The 18353-nt window shown below is 42.7% G+C and carries 15 protein-coding genes; 7 read left to right on the forward strand and 8 right to left on the reverse strand.

Annotated features, from left to right (window positions below):
• Positions 1 to 101: 101 nt before the first annotated feature.
• From BK582_RS16145 to BK582_RS16155, 3 genes are all read right to left on the reverse strand, one after another.
• Positions 102 to 2492: a S8 family serine peptidase gene (locus BK582_RS16145; RefSeq protein WP_078596023.1), complete on the reverse strand. Its 2391-nt coding sequence runs from the start codon at positions 2490 to 2492 to the stop codon at positions 102 to 104.
• Positions 2493 to 3105: 613 nt separating this feature from the next.
• Positions 3106 to 4029 carry a peptidylprolyl isomerase gene (locus tag BK582_RS16150; RefSeq protein ID WP_078596024.1) on the reverse strand — a complete coding sequence of 308 codons (924 nt, stop codon included), beginning with the start codon at positions 4027 to 4029 and terminating at the stop codon, positions 3106 to 3108.
• Between the two features lie 91 nt (positions 4030 to 4120).
• Positions 4121 to 6157, reverse strand: a complete 2037-nt coding sequence (locus tag BK582_RS16155; protein ID WP_078596025.1) for a FixG Ig-like domain-containing protein — start codon at positions 6155 to 6157, stop codon at positions 4121 to 4123.
• Between the two features lie 557 nt (positions 6158 to 6714).
• Between BK582_RS16155 and BK582_RS16160 the strand changes: the two genes are divergently transcribed.
• Positions 6715 to 7146: a GNAT family N-acetyltransferase gene (locus tag BK582_RS16160; protein WP_078596026.1), complete on the forward strand. Its 432-nt coding sequence runs from the start codon at positions 6715 to 6717 to the stop codon at positions 7144 to 7146.
• Positions 7147 to 7216: 70 nt separating this feature from the next.
• On the opposite strand, the gene BK582_RS16165 is transcribed toward BK582_RS16160, so the two are convergent.
• A complete protein-coding gene (locus BK582_RS16165; protein WP_169911067.1) occupies positions 7217 to 7780 on the reverse strand; it encodes a class I SAM-dependent methyltransferase in 564 nt (187 codons plus the stop codon).
• 163 nt (positions 7781 to 7943) lie between these two features.
• Between BK582_RS16165 and BK582_RS16170 the strand changes: the two genes are divergently transcribed.
• From BK582_RS16170 to BK582_RS16190, 5 genes are all read left to right on the forward strand, one after another.
• Positions 7944 to 8438, forward strand: a complete 495-nt coding sequence (locus BK582_RS16170) for a L,D-transpeptidase family protein (RefSeq protein WP_078596028.1) — start codon at positions 7944 to 7946, stop codon at positions 8436 to 8438.
• 194 nt (positions 8439 to 8632) lie between these two features.
• Entirely contained in the window at positions 8633 to 9124 is a 492-nt protein-coding gene (locus BK582_RS16175) for an STAS domain-containing protein (protein WP_078596029.1), read from the forward strand.
• A gap of 969 nt (positions 9125 to 10093) precedes the next feature.
• Positions 10094 to 10954 (forward strand): basic amino acid ABC transporter substrate-binding protein, encoded by an 861-nt coding sequence (locus BK582_RS16180; protein ID WP_169911069.1) that lies wholly within the window; start codon positions 10094 to 10096, stop codon positions 10952 to 10954.
• Between the two features lie 194 nt (positions 10955 to 11148).
• Complete coding sequence (locus BK582_RS16185; RefSeq protein WP_078596031.1) at positions 11149 to 11784, forward strand: amino acid ABC transporter permease; 636 nt, start codon at positions 11149 to 11151, stop codon at positions 11782 to 11784.
• Positions 11781 to 12503, forward strand: a complete 723-nt coding sequence (locus tag BK582_RS16190; RefSeq protein ID WP_078596032.1) for an amino acid ABC transporter ATP-binding protein — start codon at positions 11781 to 11783, stop codon at positions 12501 to 12503. The genes BK582_RS16185 and BK582_RS16190 overlap by 4 nt, the downstream gene beginning before the upstream one ends.
• 301 nt (positions 12504 to 12804) lie before the next feature.
• On the opposite strand, the gene BK582_RS16195 is transcribed toward BK582_RS16190, so the two are convergent.
• Positions 12805 to 14454 carry a catalase gene (locus BK582_RS16195; RefSeq protein WP_078596033.1) on the reverse strand — a complete coding sequence of 550 codons (1650 nt, stop codon included), beginning with the start codon at positions 14452 to 14454 and terminating at the stop codon, positions 12805 to 12807.
• A 389-nt stretch (positions 14455 to 14843) separates the two neighbouring features.
• Here BK582_RS16195 and yppF point away from each other — a divergent pair, with 389 nt between their 5' ends.
• Positions 14844 to 15017 carry a YppF family protein gene (yppF, locus tag BK582_RS16200; protein WP_078596034.1) on the forward strand — a complete coding sequence of 58 codons (174 nt, stop codon included), beginning with the start codon at positions 14844 to 14846 and terminating at the stop codon, positions 15015 to 15017.
• Positions 15018 to 15280: 263 nt separating this feature from the next.
• Here yppF and BK582_RS16205 read toward each other — a convergent pair whose 3' ends face one another.
• The 3 genes from BK582_RS16205 to BK582_RS16215 all read right to left on the reverse strand — a co-directional run bounded on the left by BK582_RS16205 (position 15281) and on the right by BK582_RS16215 (position 18288).
• Entirely contained in the window at positions 15281 to 16501 is a 1221-nt protein-coding gene (locus BK582_RS16205) for a DUF2812 domain-containing protein (protein WP_078596035.1), read from the reverse strand.
• A gap of 171 nt (positions 16502 to 16672) precedes the next feature.
• Positions 16673 to 17845, reverse strand: a complete 1173-nt coding sequence (tnpB, locus tag BK582_RS16210; RefSeq protein WP_078596036.1) for an IS200/IS605 family element RNA-guided endonuclease TnpB — start codon at positions 17843 to 17845, stop codon at positions 16673 to 16675.
• A 125-nt stretch (positions 17846 to 17970) separates the two neighbouring features.
• Positions 17971 to 18288, reverse strand: coding sequence for a PadR family transcriptional regulator (locus BK582_RS16215; RefSeq protein ID WP_244895407.1), 318 nt, complete (start codon positions 18286 to 18288; stop codon positions 17971 to 17973).
• Positions 18289 to 18353: the final 65 nt, after the last annotated feature.

Consider the following 18353-nt stretch of genomic DNA (forward strand, 5'->3'; position numbering starts at 1 on the left):
TGTTTTTTTAAATATTTTTAAAAAGTTTTATAAAAATAATATTTAAGGTGATTAATTTAGTAATGAAAAAGAGCTCCACTAAGGGAGCTCCTCTTCATAATTTATTGGTTTCTTGTTAAAACTCCGCCTTCCAGCTCAAACTCTCTGTCACCTTTTTTCGCATAAACAGTAATCAGGAAACTTCCCCGAGGAAGCTGGTTCGTATTGTAAGTGAATGAACGTGTTCCAGGAGCTACATTTGTTGCCCGGGCAGTCTCGGCGACGACTTCGCCAGTTGAAGTGTTTTTAAACCGGACAACAAACTCATCTGCACCATGGGGTACGTTTACGCTGCCGATAAGGAAATTAAACAGCATAGACAGCTGCAGTCCTGATAACAGCGGATAATCAGGCTCCCCTACAAAAACGATTGTCGGCACTTCAATTGTTGATGTTCCATCACTAAGAATAAAAGTACCTTCATAGTAACCAGGATCAAGATTTGCCACATCTACCTGTACACCAAAGTTCAGGTTTTGGGTCTTTCCTGGCTGTACCTGAAGGTTATTACTGTGCATTACCTTAATACCTTCATGCCCGGTAAACTCGATAGAGAAGCGTTTTCTCTCATCGGAAAGATTCTGGACAGTAAAGAACTGGCGTCTTACTTCTTTATCTTCTTCATTCGTGAAGATACCGAAGCTGTGGCTTCCTGGTGTTGCAAGTACTTCTGCATTAATGGCATCCAGCACACGGATGCTGCCTGCCCCCTGACTGTTATGCGGGTAAAGGTTCCCATTCTCATCATACATATTTTCCGCCGTATTCTTTAGAGCTGCCTTCACAAAGTCCACGCTCCAGTCAGGGTGTGCCTCCAGGATTAGTGCCGCTGCTCCAGCAACATGCGGAGCTGACATGCTTGTCCCCTGGAAGGAAGCGTAGCCGTGAGGATTTGCCGGGTTGTGAGTCGGCACAGTGCTTACGATTGCTACCCCAGGTGCTGAAACATCAGGCTTGATCATCCATGTATTCATTACAGGTCCTCTGGAAGAGAAATTAGCCATTGTTTCTCCAACCAGTTGTTCAAAATCAATATCAAAAGAGATAGTATCGTTTCCTGAAGCCAGCTCCGCAAGGATTTTCTGCCCGTCTTCCTGTGTGAGCATAATCATTGGAATTGCCGTTCCAGGCACCTGCGGCTGGACCCCTGCCACATTATTATAAATCACTGCGCCAATTGCTCCGTGGTCCTTCGCATTCTGTGCTTTATCAACAAATGCGTAGTCCCCCCGGCGCATAAGCGCGATTTTTCCTTCTAGATTTTTGCCTGCGAAATCAGCTTCTGTACCAGCAAGCCCTACATCAATGAATTCAAACTCCCATTCATTGAGAGCAAGAAGTTCTTCTTCTGAAGGATATCCCATGATTGCTGCGCTAGGGTAACTTGTATCTCCTCCAGTAGAAATATCTACACCGAACAAATTGTAAGGAAGCTGTGTTGCGCCAACAGAAATCGCTTCACGGGAAGTTCCCGGCGAGCCGACTGTCCAGTTGTTCGGTCCGCTGTTACCATTCGACGTTACCGCTACTACTCCTTCTGTCATCGCCCTGTCTAATGCGATACTCGTAGCATAATCAGGATCGTTGACATTTGCACCGAGTGATAGGTTCATAATGTCGGCACCGTCCTGTACTGCACGTTCGATCCCTGCGATAACATTTTGAGTTGTACCGCTTCCCCCTGGGCCTAAAACACGGTAAGCAAGCAATGTGGCATCTGGAGCCACCCCTTTAATTTGCCCGTTAGCAGCAACTGTCCCGGCAACATGAGTACCGTGATTCGTCCTTTGGCTCATGTTCCCTGTGTTTGTTTCCTGAGGGTCAGCATCATTGCTTACAAAATCCCATCCAAGATAGTCGCCAAAAGCGTGCGTCAGATCAGGATGAGTGTAATCCACGCCAGTGTCGATGATGGCGACAGTTACTCCTTCTCCTGTGTATCCTGCATCCCACGCTTCGTCAGCGCCAATAAAAGGAGCACTGTCCATCATCATCGGGCTGAAGCTTTCCGGGTCAAGGAGCTCTGCCTCTTCTATTTGCGACACTTCATACGTCTGGTTTGGATAGACAGCTTTTACACCTTCGATCTCAAATAATTCTGGAAGGTCTGCCTGGGAAATTTCCACGGAAAATCCGGAAAAAAGATAGTCATATTCCCTGTTCACAGTTACATCGGCTGCTTCTTCCAGTTCAGCAATTATTTCCTGGCGCACTTCTTCCAGGTTTTCTTCTGTCTGTACTTCACCTTCTTGTTTTGCCTCAATAATCGATGCTTCGTCAAGCTCAACAATAACTGTCAGTATTTCCTCTGACTCTCCGTCAAAATCAAGATATACTTCCGGTTCACCGGCTGCATCCCCCTCTGCAGCCATCCCCAAACCGCTGAAGCCAGAGAACATAAGCAGAAAAATAAGTGAATAAATGAATAAAACATTCTTCTTTTTTCTTGCCATTACCCCATCTCCTCATGTAGTAGTTACCTGCCGTTTGCTGGCAGGCTTGCTGCTCAGCAGGTGTTGCTATGTATCCCTCCTCTTTCTATATTTAAAGGGCCGGACTATGAGTCTATTTTTCAGTGATATCATAAAAATGTCAATAAATTCTGAATTTAAAGAAATTTGTCGTTTCATTATCCTTTTTACTTTTTCAGGAAAATATATAATGTTTAAGAAATCCATCTATAAAGGATTTTTGTTCGTTCAGGAAGGATTTTTCGCCGATTGCTCTGCTTATTACACGACTTATTTCTTTTGCTTAGCTATTCTAATAGAGTAAGTATAAATGTAGCAAAAACAGAATTATGCAGTAATCAAATGCCTTTTCTGTTTTATTGTCGCGAGGAACGGCAAACTTGTCGGATTCTTCCTGGAAGAATACAGAAATAGCGAGTATATGCCTACTCAGAAGCCTGTGAATTGCTGCAAATCTAGTTCATTTGCTCCCCTTTAAAAATAGGGATTTCATCTTTAAAAACATATGTCGAAAAAAATGGTGAATAAAAAATACGGCAAGTTCCCTGCCGTATTTTTATAAATCTTGCTATTCTGTTTTCATTAAGAATTAAATTTACTCCTCTTCTGGCTCAGTTTCAAAGCTTTCCAGATTAAAAATATCTTCCATACCTTCTATAGGGATGTCGGTCACTGCTTCGTCGAGCATATCAGCGATTTTCTTCTGTGCAGCAGATAATTCTACTTTTTCGTCAACGAGCATTCTCCGGATATCCCCTTTCATTTCATCAAATGACTGGTTAACATCATCCATTTCCTGCTTTTCCAGCACTTTAATGATATGGTAGCCGAATTCAGTTTCTACCGGGTCACTGATCTCGCCTTCTTCCAGTGAAAAAGCGGCGATCTCAAATGGTTCAACCATCATCCCCGAAGTGAAAAAGCCGAGTTCTCCCCCTTCTTCTGCATTTGAGCTGTCTATCGAGTGCTCTTTAGCAAGCTCGGCGAAATCTTCCCCGCCATCCAGTTTTTCTTTTATCTCCAGTGCTAGTTCTTCCTCTTCGACCAGAATATGTGAGGCATTTACCTCGGTTATTAAGCGGGTATACATCTCTTCCATCTCTTCTTCGCTGATTTCAACACCATCAGCTTTTGCTTCGTCCTGCAGAAGCGCCAAGTGGACCGCTTCCCTGAAAGCTTCTTCATCTTCAAAATTCAGATGACCGAGCCACTGTTCGAAGTCGTCGCCATACTGGTTTTTATAAAGGTCAACCTCCTGGTCAATCTGTTCTTCTTTAATTTCATATTTTTCATTCAGAACCTGTCTTGTAATGAGATCCTGCAACACTTCTTTTCCATGCCGGGACAGCAGCTCTTCATATAATTCTTCCTTGGTGATTGTGCCGGCGGTAGTTTCAACAACTACTTCTGAATCGCCCTCACTTGCACTTGCCGCCTCAGAGCTTTGCTCCTCATCTGTACATCCTGAAGCAAGGATGGCTGATGCTATTAAAATTCCTGTGAGACCATATTTTTTCATTAGTCATTCACCTTCCTCTGTTTTCTCTTAAGTGCCCATTCAATATGTACGGAGAACGAACCAGCAGGTTCGTTCTCCACTGACAAACTATTTATCTTCCATTTCCTTTACCAGGCCCTGCACGGCGAACTGCTGTATCAGACTGTTCAGGGTCGGTTTCAGACGATGCTGTAAATACCAGGTCATTAGGATTTGGTGTGGAACCTCTTCCTGGTTCTGGTATTTGAACGTAAACAGGTACGTCTACTGTTTCCCCTGCTTCAACTTCGATAAGGTTATTCAGGAGACGGAGGTCCCATCCGCTTTCAGACTCAACATCGAGACGGAAAATGTCTGTCTCTTCCCCGGTATTTGTAACCTGGAAAGTATATTCAGCGATTCTTCCTGGCGCTGCATGCTCCACATCTCCGTTCTCTACTTCAACGCCTCGCTCATATGGTCCAGCTCCATCCATATGGCGGACTGCAACACGATAGGATAGTGCTTCGTCGTCAGCAACAATCTTATCTAGCATATAGAAATGCAGGCGGTTGTACTCATCCACGTATTCGTTCACTACCCCATCAGCAGTACCAACTTTAAACAGTGCATCGGCAAGCTGCTGGTAGTCTCCAAGAGAAAGCATTTCAGTTTCTCCGTTAGGTCGCACAAAGTCAACTTCTTCAATGTCTTCCGGATGAGCATCAATTACCCAGATGTTCGGCCATGCTTCGTTGTCTCTCGTTTTAGCCAGAAGTACGCCGGAATCCATCTGGAAGGAGTCGTATCCTACACGGTCAACAACTTCAATAGTGTAGTTGTTGTACCATCTTTCACCACGCTGCATGTCTGCTCTCCAGTCATCCTGCAGGGAATTCCTCGGTGTATGGTCAACCATTTCAATGTTAATGCCATAAATACCGTCGCGTCCGAATTCCTCGCCAGATGGGACAGCACGAGTAAGTATTTCAGCAAAAACAGGACCTGTTTCTGCCAGTTCATCCCTGTCTACTCTGATGTACTGATCTTCGTCAAGGTAACCTTGCTTAATTTTGTTACGAAGCATATGGTGTGACGGAGCTGATGCACCTTCATAGGAAGGAACTGTCCAGCGAGTATGGTTCCCCCCTGGCCCGTTAAAGGCACCACGGCTCATTAATTCCCATGGACCAGAGTAAGTTCTGGAAACCGGGTCTGCATATGGGTTGTTGTAGTTATCAAGGAGATTCATAATATGTCCGAATTCATGGGCGAAAACTGCCATTCCGCTCGTTTCCCCTTGTAAAGACATACCTGCAGATATATTTGCACGTGCCCATGGAGCAGCAGCTGCAGCCCAGGAAGTCCAGGAAACATAACGGGTGTTCGCCCAGTTATTCAGTTCATCTCTGAATTCCTCAGGAGGTCCGAACTCGTCAGTAACATCTTCCGGAGAATCGAACATCATTTCCCCAAACTGCTGCCATACGTCTGATTCAGATAAGCCAGCATGGAGAACAAAAACGAAGTCGTAGTCTTCCCCAGAGGCATCTATATCTTCCTGCGCAGCGGCAACTCCATGATTCATCAGATTATATGTCTGATAACCTGCTGGCATATCGGCTTGCTGTCCCCATTCACCCATTCCATACTGGAAATAACGATGGTCCATTTCATATACACCGAAAGCGTCCAGCTCCACGCCCCACTGGCCAAAAGAATTTTCCCGCCAGTAGCCATCAATGGATGTATAATTGTTGATTTCCTGCGGTGTATTTAAGTAATCCACCCACCACTGTGGCAGGTCTTCTCTAGGAATTTCTCCAATACCAATTGGGTTACCTCCAGCCTGGGAACCTTCCGGCTGGCTGATAATGAATTCCTGATCAGGGAAATCTACTAAAATCAAAGCCCCTTTAATATTCAGTTCTGGCTCAATATCCGTATCATGCCAGTCGATCCCGGGAACCGGGCGGTAATCATCCCATGTCATGTCTCTCGGGAGTACCCAGGATTCTTCATCAATTGGATCAGGAAATTCTGTAAGGCCAGGCTTCCCTGCAGCTTCGCCGGCATTTGGGTTACCAGGAGGGGATGCGAAAGCAGTGGTAGATGAAAATAATAACAACACACTGGAAAGAAGGACTGCGGATTTCTTTCTGAGTTTCATAGAAAACCTCCACTAATTCAGATTTTTTGTCGTACAGCTTTAACCTTCCGGGCAATGCAGTTGATCCCTGTATTCTTATAGGCACTCCTCCCTGTTTTTCTCACACATTTCGCTGTATTTTACTGGATCAGTTTCATAATAAAACAAATTTTCTGTAAATTTATAAAACTTAAGCAATTGTATAAATAAGTCTCACACTTCTCAGAGTCAACTTATTTCGACAGGCAAATAAAGAAATGTAATAGGACCATCTATTATATTATGAAAGTATTACTCTTCAATAAGTTACCAGTCTAAAGTAAAGAAGCTTACTCTAATGCCAATTAATAAAACGATTTTGCAATGTCCGGCTTTTAAAAATTATTTATAGTTTTTGAGCACTATTTTTAATGGTGGTGCTTTTGTAATGCATTTTTTGAAAAAACAGGATATATTTACTTCGGATGTCGAAAAGTTTTTTCTCCATTTATGATTATAAAAGATACGATAGAGAGTATTTATTTAAATTACAGTAATAATTATTTTATAAAAGAGTTTAATCAGGGAGGTTAAACGACATGATCATGCCTGCCACAGAAGAAGAAAAGCAGTTCATTATTTCAAGAGCAGCAGTCACAGCAAAGGAAAGTACGGGATCGGCCATGGAAATCAGCCAGGAAAAAGCAGAAGGCCTGTTAGAGGCAGCATTATACAGCGGCGCCTCCTTTTATGTCACGAGAGGGGATGTTGGTCAATTGACCGGGTGGATTCTTCTTGGAAAACAAATGGATTTTATTACTGGCAAACCGGTGGGTTTTATGTTTGAACTTTATGTACTCCCTCCCTATCGCAAAAAGGGATTAGGTAAATTACTTATTCAGGAAGGTGTGAGCATTCTGAAGGCCCGGGGGTACGAGGAAGTCCGCTTCAATGTATATACAGCTAATCCGGCGAAAGAAATGTACAGCAGACTCGGGTTCAAGGAACTTCAGACCATTATGTATATTTAACATCAAAAAAAAGGATGGCGGCCTGTTACTGTTGCCGCCATCATTTTTAGTTATATCACCTTATTATAATTTATTTGCTTGCTTCATAGATTCTCATCGGGGGCAGATTTCTGAAGAAGTACTGATCGTGTACATTGGCAAAATGCTTTTCAAGATACTTTTTCAGGTGCTCATCCTTCTGGTAAAACGTCTGGTATGGGAGGAATTTTCCTTTTTCTTTTAATACCAGGCTTGTATTTTTCACAACCTTGTCTCTTAATTCAGGAGTAAGGAATGAAAACGGAATGCCAGATAACACATAATCCGCTTTCCCGTCTGCATATTTCCGGGTAATTTCCTCCACCTCTTCGGCACTTCCGTGATGCACGATCAGTCGTTCATCCGTTATATTTTCATTTAAATACTGGACAAAGTTTTCATTTAATTCGATAGCGATAATGAGTGAATCATGCGTGATCCGTTCAAGCAGATAGTTCGTGAAAACCCCGGTTGCCGGTCCGTACTCCACGATGACAACTCTGTTATCCAGGTTCATCCTCCCGCAAATTTCCTGTACTCCTTTTTTAGAAGTCGGGGTAATAGAAGCGATATTTTTGTCCCGGATTATATTTTTTACATACTCTTTTGTACTCATCCTTACACTCCTTTTTTTCCTGTACTTAGCAGCGAGATATATTTTCCCCTTTCCGAAGGGATTTAAGCGCTTATTTGAAAAATGCCTTATAAAATATGCCCTCTTTGAAACTTTGTTGCATACACTGGTCTTAAACCTATTTTCCATCTGGAGGAGTGCTCTTATGATTCACATTGTGAAAGCCGGTGAAACACTTAATCAGATTTCCAGGGATTTTCGAACTCCCTTAGATGCCATTTTAAATGCAAACCCGGGCTTTAATCCTGATATGATTTTTCCGGGACAGGCAATTCTCATACCTGGTTTCCCCTCCCCTGAAACAATTCCCTATAAAATTGATGTGTCTATTACTGAGAGGCGGCTCAATTTGTTCCTCAATAACGTTATTATCAAACAATATCCAATTGCAGTCGGGAGAATTCTCCACGAAACCCCGATAGGGAATTTTATTATTATTAATAAAGCGCCAAACCCGGGAGGCCCGTACGGCACAATGTGGATGAGCTTGTCAAAGCAGCATTATGGAATTCATGGTACAAACGACCCGAGTTCTATCGGCCAGGCAGTGTCCAGGGGCTGTATTCGTATGTTCAATCATGATGTGGAAGAATTAGCAAGCATTGTCCCGATTGGCACTGGTGTGATGATTCATCCGTAATAGTCCAGTTAATTTGAAAAGAAGGTGTAGCATCCAGCCCCTGTCAGGAGAATAAATAGCAAGATAATAATACTTGTGGTAAAGTTTAAGAAGTTGATAATATCTTCCAAAACACTACTAACAGCAGTCACAGACCAAAAAGATTAGCCTGTGTAAATGAAATACTATTTCTATTATAAGCAGGAGGAATTAATATGACAAATAGTGAAAAAAGCGAAAGCCAGGAACTGATCGAACTAAAAGAGAGAAATAAACAATATCAAAATGAAATCTATGAATTATCAACACCTATTATTCCCTCAATTGTTCCTAACACCATTCTCGTCCCATTAATGGGTAAACTTACAAGTGAGCGACTTGAACACATCCAGGAAAAGCTAGTTAATAACATTCATAAACAATCAGCTGATACAGTGTTAATCGACTTTACCGGGATTAGCTCCTATGGCGTTGAAGAAAATATGGAATACGATTTTTTAATGGGTCAGATACATAACTTAGTAGATTCTCTTCGATTAATGGGCGCAGAAACGCTGTTTGTAGGATTGTCTCCGAAATTAGTTCAGAAACTCGTTTCTTCTAATGTGAGAGGGTTGACAGAACTCAATGCTCATGCGACCTTCCGTACTGGCCTGCAGTATCTTCTAGACAAAAAAGGCCTGGAAATCCGGGAAAAAACAAAATAATTTTTTGAGAATGGACTGGCTGTGTGTTTATTTGCGGCCGGTTTTTTTGTTTTTATAACCCGAACTTAGAGAATATGCCCGGGATCGGTATCAGGAGATCGTCTTGCATGCCCGCTCCAGGAAAAATTGATGGCGAGCGGTAACGTGAGGGCGTCTCACATGCCCGCTTGAGGAGAAATTGAAGGCAAGCGGTAACGTGAGATCGTCTCGCATGCCCGCTTGAGGAAAAATTGATGGCAAGCGGTAACGTGAGAGCATCTCGCATACCCGCTTGAGTGAAAATTGATAACAAGCGGTAACGTGAGAGCATCTCGCATGCCCGCTCCAGGAAAAATTGAAGGCAAGCGGTAACGTGAGAGCATCTCGCATGCCCGCTCGAGGGAAAATTGATGGCAAGCGGTAACGTGAGAGCATCTCGCATGCCCGCTCCAGGAAAAATTGAAGGCAAGCGGTAACGTGAGAGCGTCTCGCATGCCCGCTTGAGGAAAAAATGATAGTAAGCGGTAACGCAAGATCGTCTCACATACCGAACTAACGAAAAAGTTTTCGCCACCTCCCCCACCTCCTCAAACTCCTCTAAACAGAGCCTTCTTAACTATTAATCAGACAGATAGCACGTGAAAATCCTCCCCATTTTTTATAAAAAAACTTTCAAAATATCCACCACTCTTCAAGTCCAACCTAAAACACCCTCTTCAACACTTGGTGTATCAACATTTAATGTGATTTTAAATTTTCTATATTTTCAAGCCATTATGAAGCATTAGAGAGCATAAGTCCACATAACCGAGGAATAAGCTATATTTTTATGACAAAGTCCTCTTGACATGAAATAAATATGCTAAATAGAAAAATATATCAATATACTGAATTTGTGGAAAATTGTCGAAACCACTAACCTAGTAAACATGTGACAAAACAAAATGTTTTCTTAATAACCAGACAGAAAACAACCAGGAGGATATGAATTTGAAGAAATTTAAAGTAAGAAATTCAGCGAAAGTAACAAAAAAGGTTGCTCCATTTTTAGCAGCTTCTGCATTGCTGGTAATGGCCGGCTGTGGAGAAGGTGAAGAAACGCAGGCAGACAACACTGACTCTCAGGGAGAAAATAATGAAGCCGAGGAGAATGACAGCGAAGCTTCACAAGGAGATGCAGAGGAAATCAGTGTGGCCGTAGTACAGGACTACCCGCCATTCGAATACATGGAAGACGGTGAATTAACTGGCTTTGATGTAGATATAATTGAAGCGATTGCAGAGGATCAGAACCTGGAAGTTAACTGGGAGATTATGAGATTTGACGCGATCATCCCTGCACTGCAGGCAGACCAGATGGATGCAGCGGTTTCCGCGATTTCTATCCGTGAAGACCGTGCAGAAGTAGTAGATTTCAGTCAGCCGTACTTCGAATCCGGACTTTCACTTGTTGTGCCTGTGGACAGCGAGATTAACAGCCTTGATGATTTAGAAGGCGCTACGATCGTTGCGAAACAAGGTACTTCCGGTCTGGAGAAAGCTAATGAACTAGCTGAAGAGTATAACGGGGAAGTCACTACTTTCCAGGAAGATGCCATGATGTACATGGAGATCATTTCCGGGAACGCTGATGCGGTAATCAATGACTACCCAAGTGCTGCATATAAAATCGTTACTGACGGAGATGAGTCTGATATCCGTATCGTTGGCGACAGACTTACTGGTGAAGATTACGGAATTGTAGTCTCTAAAGGCTCAGACGGCCTGGTGGAAAAAATGGATGCCGGGCTTGATTCCCTGTTTGAATCAGGTAAATATGATGAAATTTATGATCAGTATTTTGGTGAATAAGTTTAAGTGATTTGCAGGAAGGGATTATTCGGGAGACAGAGGCTGCCTTATCGCAGCCCCTTCCCCCATTCCTTTCGGGTAATTAATCTAGCTTTTTTGCCCAAAAAAGGTGTGACTGATCCACTCTCTGGAATCCGGTCATACCTTTTTTATGTAAAAACAAGGAGGAGTCAACCATCGATACCATTAACGTTATGCTTGATGCTATGCCAGTCCTGTTAAAAGGACTGCAGATGACAGTTTTAATTACAATAATTTCACTGGCAATTGCTTTAGTAATCGGTCTTGTTTTCGGGCTTTTCAGTATTTCAAAAAACAAGCTGCTCCGCGGCATATCCACTGTGTATGTAAACATCATTCGCGGAACACCTATTTTAGTTCAGATCCTATATATATATATCGGTATCCCCGCAGTAACTGATATTCGTTTTTCTGCTTTTACAGCAGGTATAATTGTAATCAGTATAAATGCCGGAGCCTATCTCGTGGAAATTTTCCGGGCTGGTATTAATTCAATAGACAAAGGGCAAATGGAAGCTGGACGAACACTCGGTTTTTCATACGGAGAAACAATGCGGATCATCATTCTGCCACAGGCCGTAAAACGAATGCTACCTGCTTTTGTTAACCAGTTTATCGTCAGCATTAAGGACACTTCCCTTCTGTCAGTGATAGGGATTGCCGAGCTGACCATGTCAGGACAGTCTATTTACTCAGCGAATTTCCGCGCATTTGAAATCCTGACTGTCGTAGGAATTCTGTATTTTATAATAATCTACGCCCTCACACTCGTGTCCCGCTGGCTTGAAAGGAGAATGGATGTCTCATGATTAAGATAGAAAACTTGAAAAAATCATTTGGAAAACTTGAAGTACTGAAAGATATAAATGCGGAAGTGGAACGCCAGGAAGTCGTCTGCGTAATCGGGCCTTCCGGTTCTGGTAAAAGTACGTTTCTCCGCTGTATAAACCGGCTGGAAGATCCTACTGGAGGTTCAATCTATATCGAAGAAACAGACATCACTGATCCGAAAAATAATATTAATAAAATGCGCCAAAAGTTAGGGATGGTTTTCCAGCAGTTCAACCTCTTCCCTCATATGACAGTGCTTGAAAACATAACAGCAGCTCCTAAGCGTCTAAAAAAGAAATCTCAGGAAGAAGCTGAAGAGATTGGCATGCAGCTTCTTAAAAAAGTTGGCCTGGCAGAAAAAGCAAAGGTCTACCCTGATAATTTGTCAGGAGGACAAAAACAGCGTGCTGCAATAGCCCGCGCTCTCGCAATGGAGCCCTCCATCATGCTTTTTGACGAACCAACGTCTGCCCTCGACCCGGAAATGGTTGGCGGTGTGCTGGAAGTTATGAAAGATCTGGCGAAGGAAGGTATGACAATGGTCATTGTTACCCATGAAATGGGTTTTGCCCGGGAAGTGGCCGACAGGGTGATCTTCATGGACGGCGGTTATATTGTAGAGGAAGGAAAACCGGAAGAAATTTTCGACAACCCTCAGCATGAAAGAACGCAGGCGTTCTTATCGCAGGTCTTATAAAGTGAACCTTCAATCAGTGGGGGTTATTCATCCCCCACTGATTGTTAGTTGAACAAATCGGGATGTTAGCGTCCGTTATCTTCCGCCTAAACCTCTTCGCTTCCACTCATGTTTGGAAGCGGGAGTTTTGCGGACGGTTACATCGGGATAAATTATCACCGGTTCAGCAGGTAAAACAACTTTACGTAAAAAAAGTCGCATGGCATTTGCCATACGGCTTTTTTATGAAGAAAACCTGATTATCAAAAAAGGAGGCTGAAAATACAGCCTCCTCCTGATTTTTTACAAGTACAATCGGGTATTAATATGGTTCAGCATCGTGCCCTTTTTTCGGGGCTTCTTCTGCTGCTTTATTTGCTCCTGGGTATCCCTGGCCGAATTTAGACTTGCTGCCTGCTTCGCGGCCTGGTACTTCCTCTTCATTATTCTCTTTAAGTTCTTTCATTTTTTGTTCGATCCCATCTTTTACGCGGCGTCCGTAATCTTCATCTGCTTCGGTGAAATAACCGATCATGGCATCCTGAATACGTTTGTCACATATGGCTAAAGCGTCGGACAGATTTTTAATTAGCTCGTCTCTTTCCCAGTCTTCAAAGCTGCGGTACGTCTCCCCTGCCTGACCGAAGTTGTTAGGACGGTCAATAGGCGCGCTCATTGCAGATGCACTATACTTTGGCTGGTGTTTAGGACGATCTTCTTTACTTGCTTCCTCAAACCCGCCAAGCGTGGAAGGCTCGTAGTTAATATGCGGGTTGTCCCCTGATTCCCTGGGATTGCGCATATCCATCTGCCCTCTGTGTTGATTTGTCCGTACTGTAGTTTTCGGCGCATTTACCGGTAATTTCAGGTAGTTTGCACCTACACGGTAGCGCTGTGTATCTGAATAGGAGAAAGTTCGGCCCTGCAGCATTTTATCATCAGAGAAGTCCATCCCGTCTACAAGTACCCCGGTGCCAAAGGCAGCCTGCTCGATTTCAGCGTGGTAATCTTCCGGATTGCGGTCCAGGACCATTCGCCCAACCGGCAGCCATGGGAATTTATCTTCCGGCCACAGTTTTGTATCATCAAGTGGATCAAAGTCCAGTTCCTCATGATAATCATCTTCCATAATCTGAACGAACAGCTCCCATTCGGGATAATCCCCATTTTCAATTGCCTGATACAGATCCTGCGTAGCGTGGGAAACGTTTTTCGCCTGTATCATATTTGCTTCTTCCTGTGTCAGGTTGCGGATACCCTGCTTAGGCTCCCAATGGTATTTCACCAGCACAGCTTTTCCTTCGTCATTCACCCATTTATAAGTGTTAACACCTGACCCCTGCATATGGCGGTATGTTGCCGGGATTCCCCAAGGAGAGAACAGGAATGTTACCATGTGTGTAGCTTCCGGCGTCTTAGAAAGGAAGTCAAACATGCGTTCTGGATTTTTAACATTGGATACAGGGTCTGCCTTGAAAGCATGAATCATATCAGGGAACTTCATTGCATCTCGGATAAAGAATATTTTTAAGTTGTTCCCAACGAGATCCCAGTTTCCGTCTTCTGTGTACATTTTTACTGCGAAACCACGAGGGTCCCTGTCTGTTTCAGGTGAATCTTTCGCTCCTGCAACTGTAGAGAACCGAACAAGTAATGGCGTCCTTTTTCCAGCGCCGGAAAATACTTTCGCCCGTGTATATTTTTCTACTGGCTCATCACCGACTTTTCCGTATGTCTCAAAGTAGCCATGGGCTCCTGCTCCACGTGCGTGGACAACCCGCTCCGGCACTTCTTCCCTGTCAAAATGAGAGATTTTTTCAATAAAGTGATAGTTTTCAAGAGTAGCTGGCCCGCGATTGCCGATGGTGCGGATATTCTGGTTATCCGTCACTGGATGGCCCTGCCGCGTTGTCAGCGTCTCGCGGTTTTGTTCTTGTTCTTTTGAAGAATTCTTATCTTTGTTCTCTGCCATGAATAAAAACCTCCTCGAGAAATTTTAGGAATAACACTGTATTAAATGTTATAACAGTGTCTGTTGATTAAACCTATTACTAAACAATAATAATTTTAATCAACTGATTATATTATATTAAAATAGGGTTTTATGAACAAGTGATATGCTCTTGATGGGTAAAAATATTTTCAATAAGGAATGGTGATTATCATTATCACTGTTGATAGTCCGTCCACTGCATGCCAGTAACACGGTTCATGTAAAGGAAAAGATCTTCGAACCCTTGCAGGAAGCGGAGATTTTTGTAGCTATCTGTCGGAAGTTAAAAAATTTAAAATATAAGAGAATAGTAAATTCCTGTGATAAGGTAAAAGTGTAACCAATACTCATATGAGGAGGAACATACTATGTTGCAAAATCTCATTTTGAAGTTTATTGAAGTAAAAAAACATAATCCTAATCACGTAAACGAACTTTTAGACTTACTGCAAAGTGAATATGTCCGAGGCCTGATTTCTTTCACCGAATATCGTGAAATTTACCGTGAGCTGCACGAACTGGGCGCAGTAAAACCTATGTAATATAATACAAATCAGGGAGCAGACCCGCCCGATGTCTGCTCTCCTCCCTTTGAAATTGTAATAGTGTTTTCTTCTCTTATGTAATGAACTTTTGCACTTACTCCTATGTCATCAAGCCAATATTTAACTTCAAACGAATACGAGAGTTAATTTTTTCCTTCCTGTATGGTTTCTCCCCTTGTCTTAGCGCCTCCTAAGAAATTCAAACGAAGTTAATAAAAAACAGCTGCCTGGAAAAAGGAAGCTGTTCCTGTATCAAAAAGTTAATCTTCTATCTTTTTCATTCGGAAATAATACAGCCACGATCTTATAGTGAAAGAAGAAAAGAGGATAACGATTATAGAGAAGATAATAATCACTGGCCAGGTGATTGTATAATATATACTTTCTGTGGCTAAGTTAATATCCGTCCATATATAAAAGCTATAAAGAGCGATTACCGGGATAAATATAAGTGTGGAATTAATCGCCATTTTCAAGGCTTGCTTTTGTTTTGTTGGCTGATCACTGTACAACACTGGTTTTGCTCCATCTTTGCTATATTCCTGTGACCAGATCCTCCATTTCGGAAAAGAGCTTGCAGATGAATATACTTGTTTCCATCCTGCTTCCTTGTGCATACCAGCAGATCTCTCATCTGGCATATTTTGAAACTCCGTTTTATAACTTACCCGCCGGGGGCTGCCGCTGAGAAAGTAAAAGCTGATGCCTGACCAGCTGATCCGGTAGAGCTGGAAACCTTTTGCCTCCATTTCCTCCAGCCGTTTTTCCAGTTTGTCTGGTGCAAACTTCCAGCCAAAATACCGTTTAACGACCAATTTCCCTTCCTTTTTAAGGCTTGTTTCCTCTTCAAAAGGAATGAGCTCTTGCCCTTCCACAACCCCATGTTCAAGGTCTTCTTCTTCGGAGTTTCTGTGGGTAAGCTGTTTATTTGAATTCCTGATAGTGTTTAGAAAATAGGCCAGAAGGCTGATTAGCAATACATTAATAATAATCCCTGGAAAAATTACGAGCGGATTAGTTACCATTCCGCCAGTGTCCCTCAAATGTTCCTGTATCGCTTCAGGCAAACTCTGCATCCACATATAATCCATTACAAAATTAAACATCCAGACAGTCAGGAATACGAGAATACTAATGAATAAATAAAACAGCTTTTGATTCCGCTTTACAATGTTATCCTGAACTATGCTTGTTTTGATCTGCTCCTGAGGCTGTTCATTTACCGCTGCATACCAGGCACCTTTTCTGGAAACCATGCGCCATCCGTCGTTCACAAGGGCGTCCGGAAGAACATCACTCTTCTTTTTATCCAGGCCGATTTTAAATTCTGCTCTTCCCGGGCTGCCCTGTTTAAACAGAAACGTGCTGGAGCTTTTTCTGAATTCGTATAAAAGATAGCCTTGTTCGGCCATTTCAGAGAGCCAGGTTTCTGTTTTTGGCACATCAAAACTCCATAAGGGCCTGAATACTTTTTTATCCATCAAACTCCCCCTTTATTGCGGATCCATTTTCATACAGCTCTTTAAGCCTGCCGATTTCAGCACTGATCAGTTTTTTACCAGCAGGTGTGATTTCTTGAACTACTCCACCTTAATTTCACTAGAAATTTGAAGATGGAGATTCCTAAGAACACCAACCTAAGTCAGTTTTGATTAGGCTATCCCCGCAGTTCCTGCGGTTAATCGTAAGGCTTCTTTACGAAGGTTTATGCTTGCGTTAATATCTCTTTGGTGATGCGTGTTGCACACAGGGCAATCCCATTCACGCATCGCAAGATTTTTAACGCCTTTATGCTTGTGGCCGCAGTTCGAGCACAGTTGACTGCTGGCAAAGTTTTTGGCTGCCGTAACGACTTGTTTGCCGTACCAGCCAGCCTTGTACTCCAGCATTCTGTGAAATTGCGACCAGGCAACTTCACTGATGGATTTAGCGAGTTTGTGATTTTTTAACATGTTTTTCACAGACAAATCTTCCATTCCGATAATATCGTGGTTTTTGACTATTTCGGTGGAGATTTTATCTAACATGTCTTTTCTCGCATTGGCTATCTTCTCGTGAATGCGGGCAACTTTCCTTTTTTGTTTATGCCAGTTGGACGAACCCATATACCGTCTGGACAGAATGCGCTGCGCTTTTGCCAATTTTTCTTCCAATGTACGAAGAAAATTTGGGTTTTTATAGATGGTTCCGTCAGACAGAATAGCGAAATCCTTCAACCCAACATCGATCCCAATAGACGTCCCTGTCTTTTCAAGGTGCTCAACTTCTGTTTCAGCTAAAATGGAAATGTAGTATTTGCCTGAAGGGCTTCGTCTAATGGTAGCGTTGATGATCCGTCCGTCCACCTCACGGCTCTTCGCAAACCGGACAAGACCAAGCTTTGGCAGTTTTATGTGTTTAGGGTGAATCTGGATATTACCATTTACAGATTTCGTGGTGTAGGACTGAACAGGGTTCTTTTTGGATTTGAAACGTGGTTCGCGGTTTTGTTTTTTGTAGTACCGGCTGTAGGCGTCATTAACAATTTCAACGGACTTTTGGAGGGCAATACTATCGACTTCTTTTAAGAAAGGATGATTCTTCTTCAATTCACGAACAGCTTTAATGGATTTGTTTTTGTTGAAAAGCTCACCTTTCCAGTTATTTTGAGGCAGCTGTCCGTTTTGGACCATTTCCTGAACGATACACCAATAAGCATCTTTTTCCTTTTGTTTACCAACAAAATAGTTGTAGACAAAACGTGCGCAGCCAATCGTTTTATTGATCAGTTCAGCCTGTTTTGAGTTTGGATAGATGCGGAATCTGTAAGCCTTTTTTACTTGCATTTGGTTTTCACCTCCTCCTATTATTATACCAGATGAAACAGGAGGGTCCGAACATTTGTTCCTTTTATTTTCGGGTAATTGAGATACCAAAGCCATTTCTTGCCTGAAGGCGATTCATCTTCCCCTTACCCTTGGGCTCCGCCCTTCACACGCTTGAAGAGGGAGTTTTCTCGCCTATTTTGATAATTTGTTATACGCTGTTCGTCTGCATATACAGTCATTACTCCGTCACGCTGCATTTTCGTTAATGTCCCGTAAACCGTACCTGACCTGAGGCGGATCCGTTCGTTTGTCAATTTCTCCACATGTTTAACTATTCCGTATTCATGGCGAGGTTTATTCAGGGAAAGAAGAATATAATAAGCGGTTTCCGTCATTGGCAAATAAGCCTTCATCATTTTATTTACATCCAAATCAACCGCCTCCATCGTTGTTTCCTTCATACATCAAGCAACATGTTATGTAATACCATGACTATATCACACCGTGACATAAAAAAAGAAATCAG

The sequence above is a fragment of the Evansella clarkii genome (assembly GCF_002019695.1).
Lineage (GTDB): Bacteria > Bacillota > Bacilli > Bacillales > Salisediminibacteriaceae > Evansella > Evansella clarkii.

Excerpts from the sequence above, each read along its gene's own strand:
- tnpB (WP_078596036.1), bottom strand. The coding sequence starts at position 17,845 with ATGCAAGTAAAAAAGGCTTACAGATTCCGCATCTATCCAAACTCAAAA.
- BK582_RS16195 (WP_078596033.1), bottom strand. The coding sequence starts at position 14,454 with ATGGCAGAGAACAAAGATAAGAATTCTTCAAAAGAACAAGAACAAAAC.
- BK582_RS16145 (WP_078596023.1), bottom strand. The coding sequence starts at position 2,492 with ATGGCAAGAAAAAAGAAGAATGTTTTATTCATTTATTCACTTATTTTT.
- BK582_RS16190 (WP_078596032.1), top strand. The coding sequence starts at position 11,781 with ATGATTAAGATAGAAAACTTGAAAAAATCATTTGGAAAACTTGAAGTA.
- BK582_RS16170 (WP_078596028.1), top strand. The coding sequence starts at position 7,944 with ATGATTCACATTGTGAAAGCCGGTGAAACACTTAATCAGATTTCCAGG.
- BK582_RS16160 (WP_078596026.1), top strand. The coding sequence starts at position 6,715 with ATGATCATGCCTGCCACAGAAGAAGAAAAGCAGTTCATTATTTCAAGA.
- yppF (WP_078596034.1), top strand. The coding sequence starts at position 14,844 with ATGTTGCAAAATCTCATTTTGAAGTTTATTGAAGTAAAAAAACATAAT.
- BK582_RS16155 (WP_078596025.1), bottom strand. The coding sequence starts at position 6,157 with ATGAAACTCAGAAAGAAATCCGCAGTCCTTCTTTCCAGTGTGTTGTTA.
- BK582_RS16150 (WP_078596024.1), bottom strand. The coding sequence starts at position 4,029 with ATGAAAAAATATGGTCTCACAGGAATTTTAATAGCATCAGCCATCCTT.
- BK582_RS16215 (WP_244895407.1), bottom strand. The coding sequence starts at position 18,288 with ATGAAGGAAACAACGATGGAGGCGGTTGATTTGGATGTAAATAAAATG.
- BK582_RS16165 (WP_169911067.1), bottom strand. The coding sequence starts at position 7,780 with ATGAGTACAAAAGAGTATGTAAAAAATATAATCCGGGACAAAAATATC.
- BK582_RS16185 (WP_078596031.1), top strand. The coding sequence starts at position 11,149 with ATGCTTGATGCTATGCCAGTCCTGTTAAAAGGACTGCAGATGACAGTT.
- BK582_RS16175 (WP_078596029.1), top strand. The coding sequence starts at position 8,633 with ATGACAAATAGTGAAAAAAGCGAAAGCCAGGAACTGATCGAACTAAAA.
- BK582_RS16205 (WP_078596035.1), bottom strand. The coding sequence starts at position 16,501 with ATGGATAAAAAAGTATTCAGGCCCTTATGGAGTTTTGATGTGCCAAAA.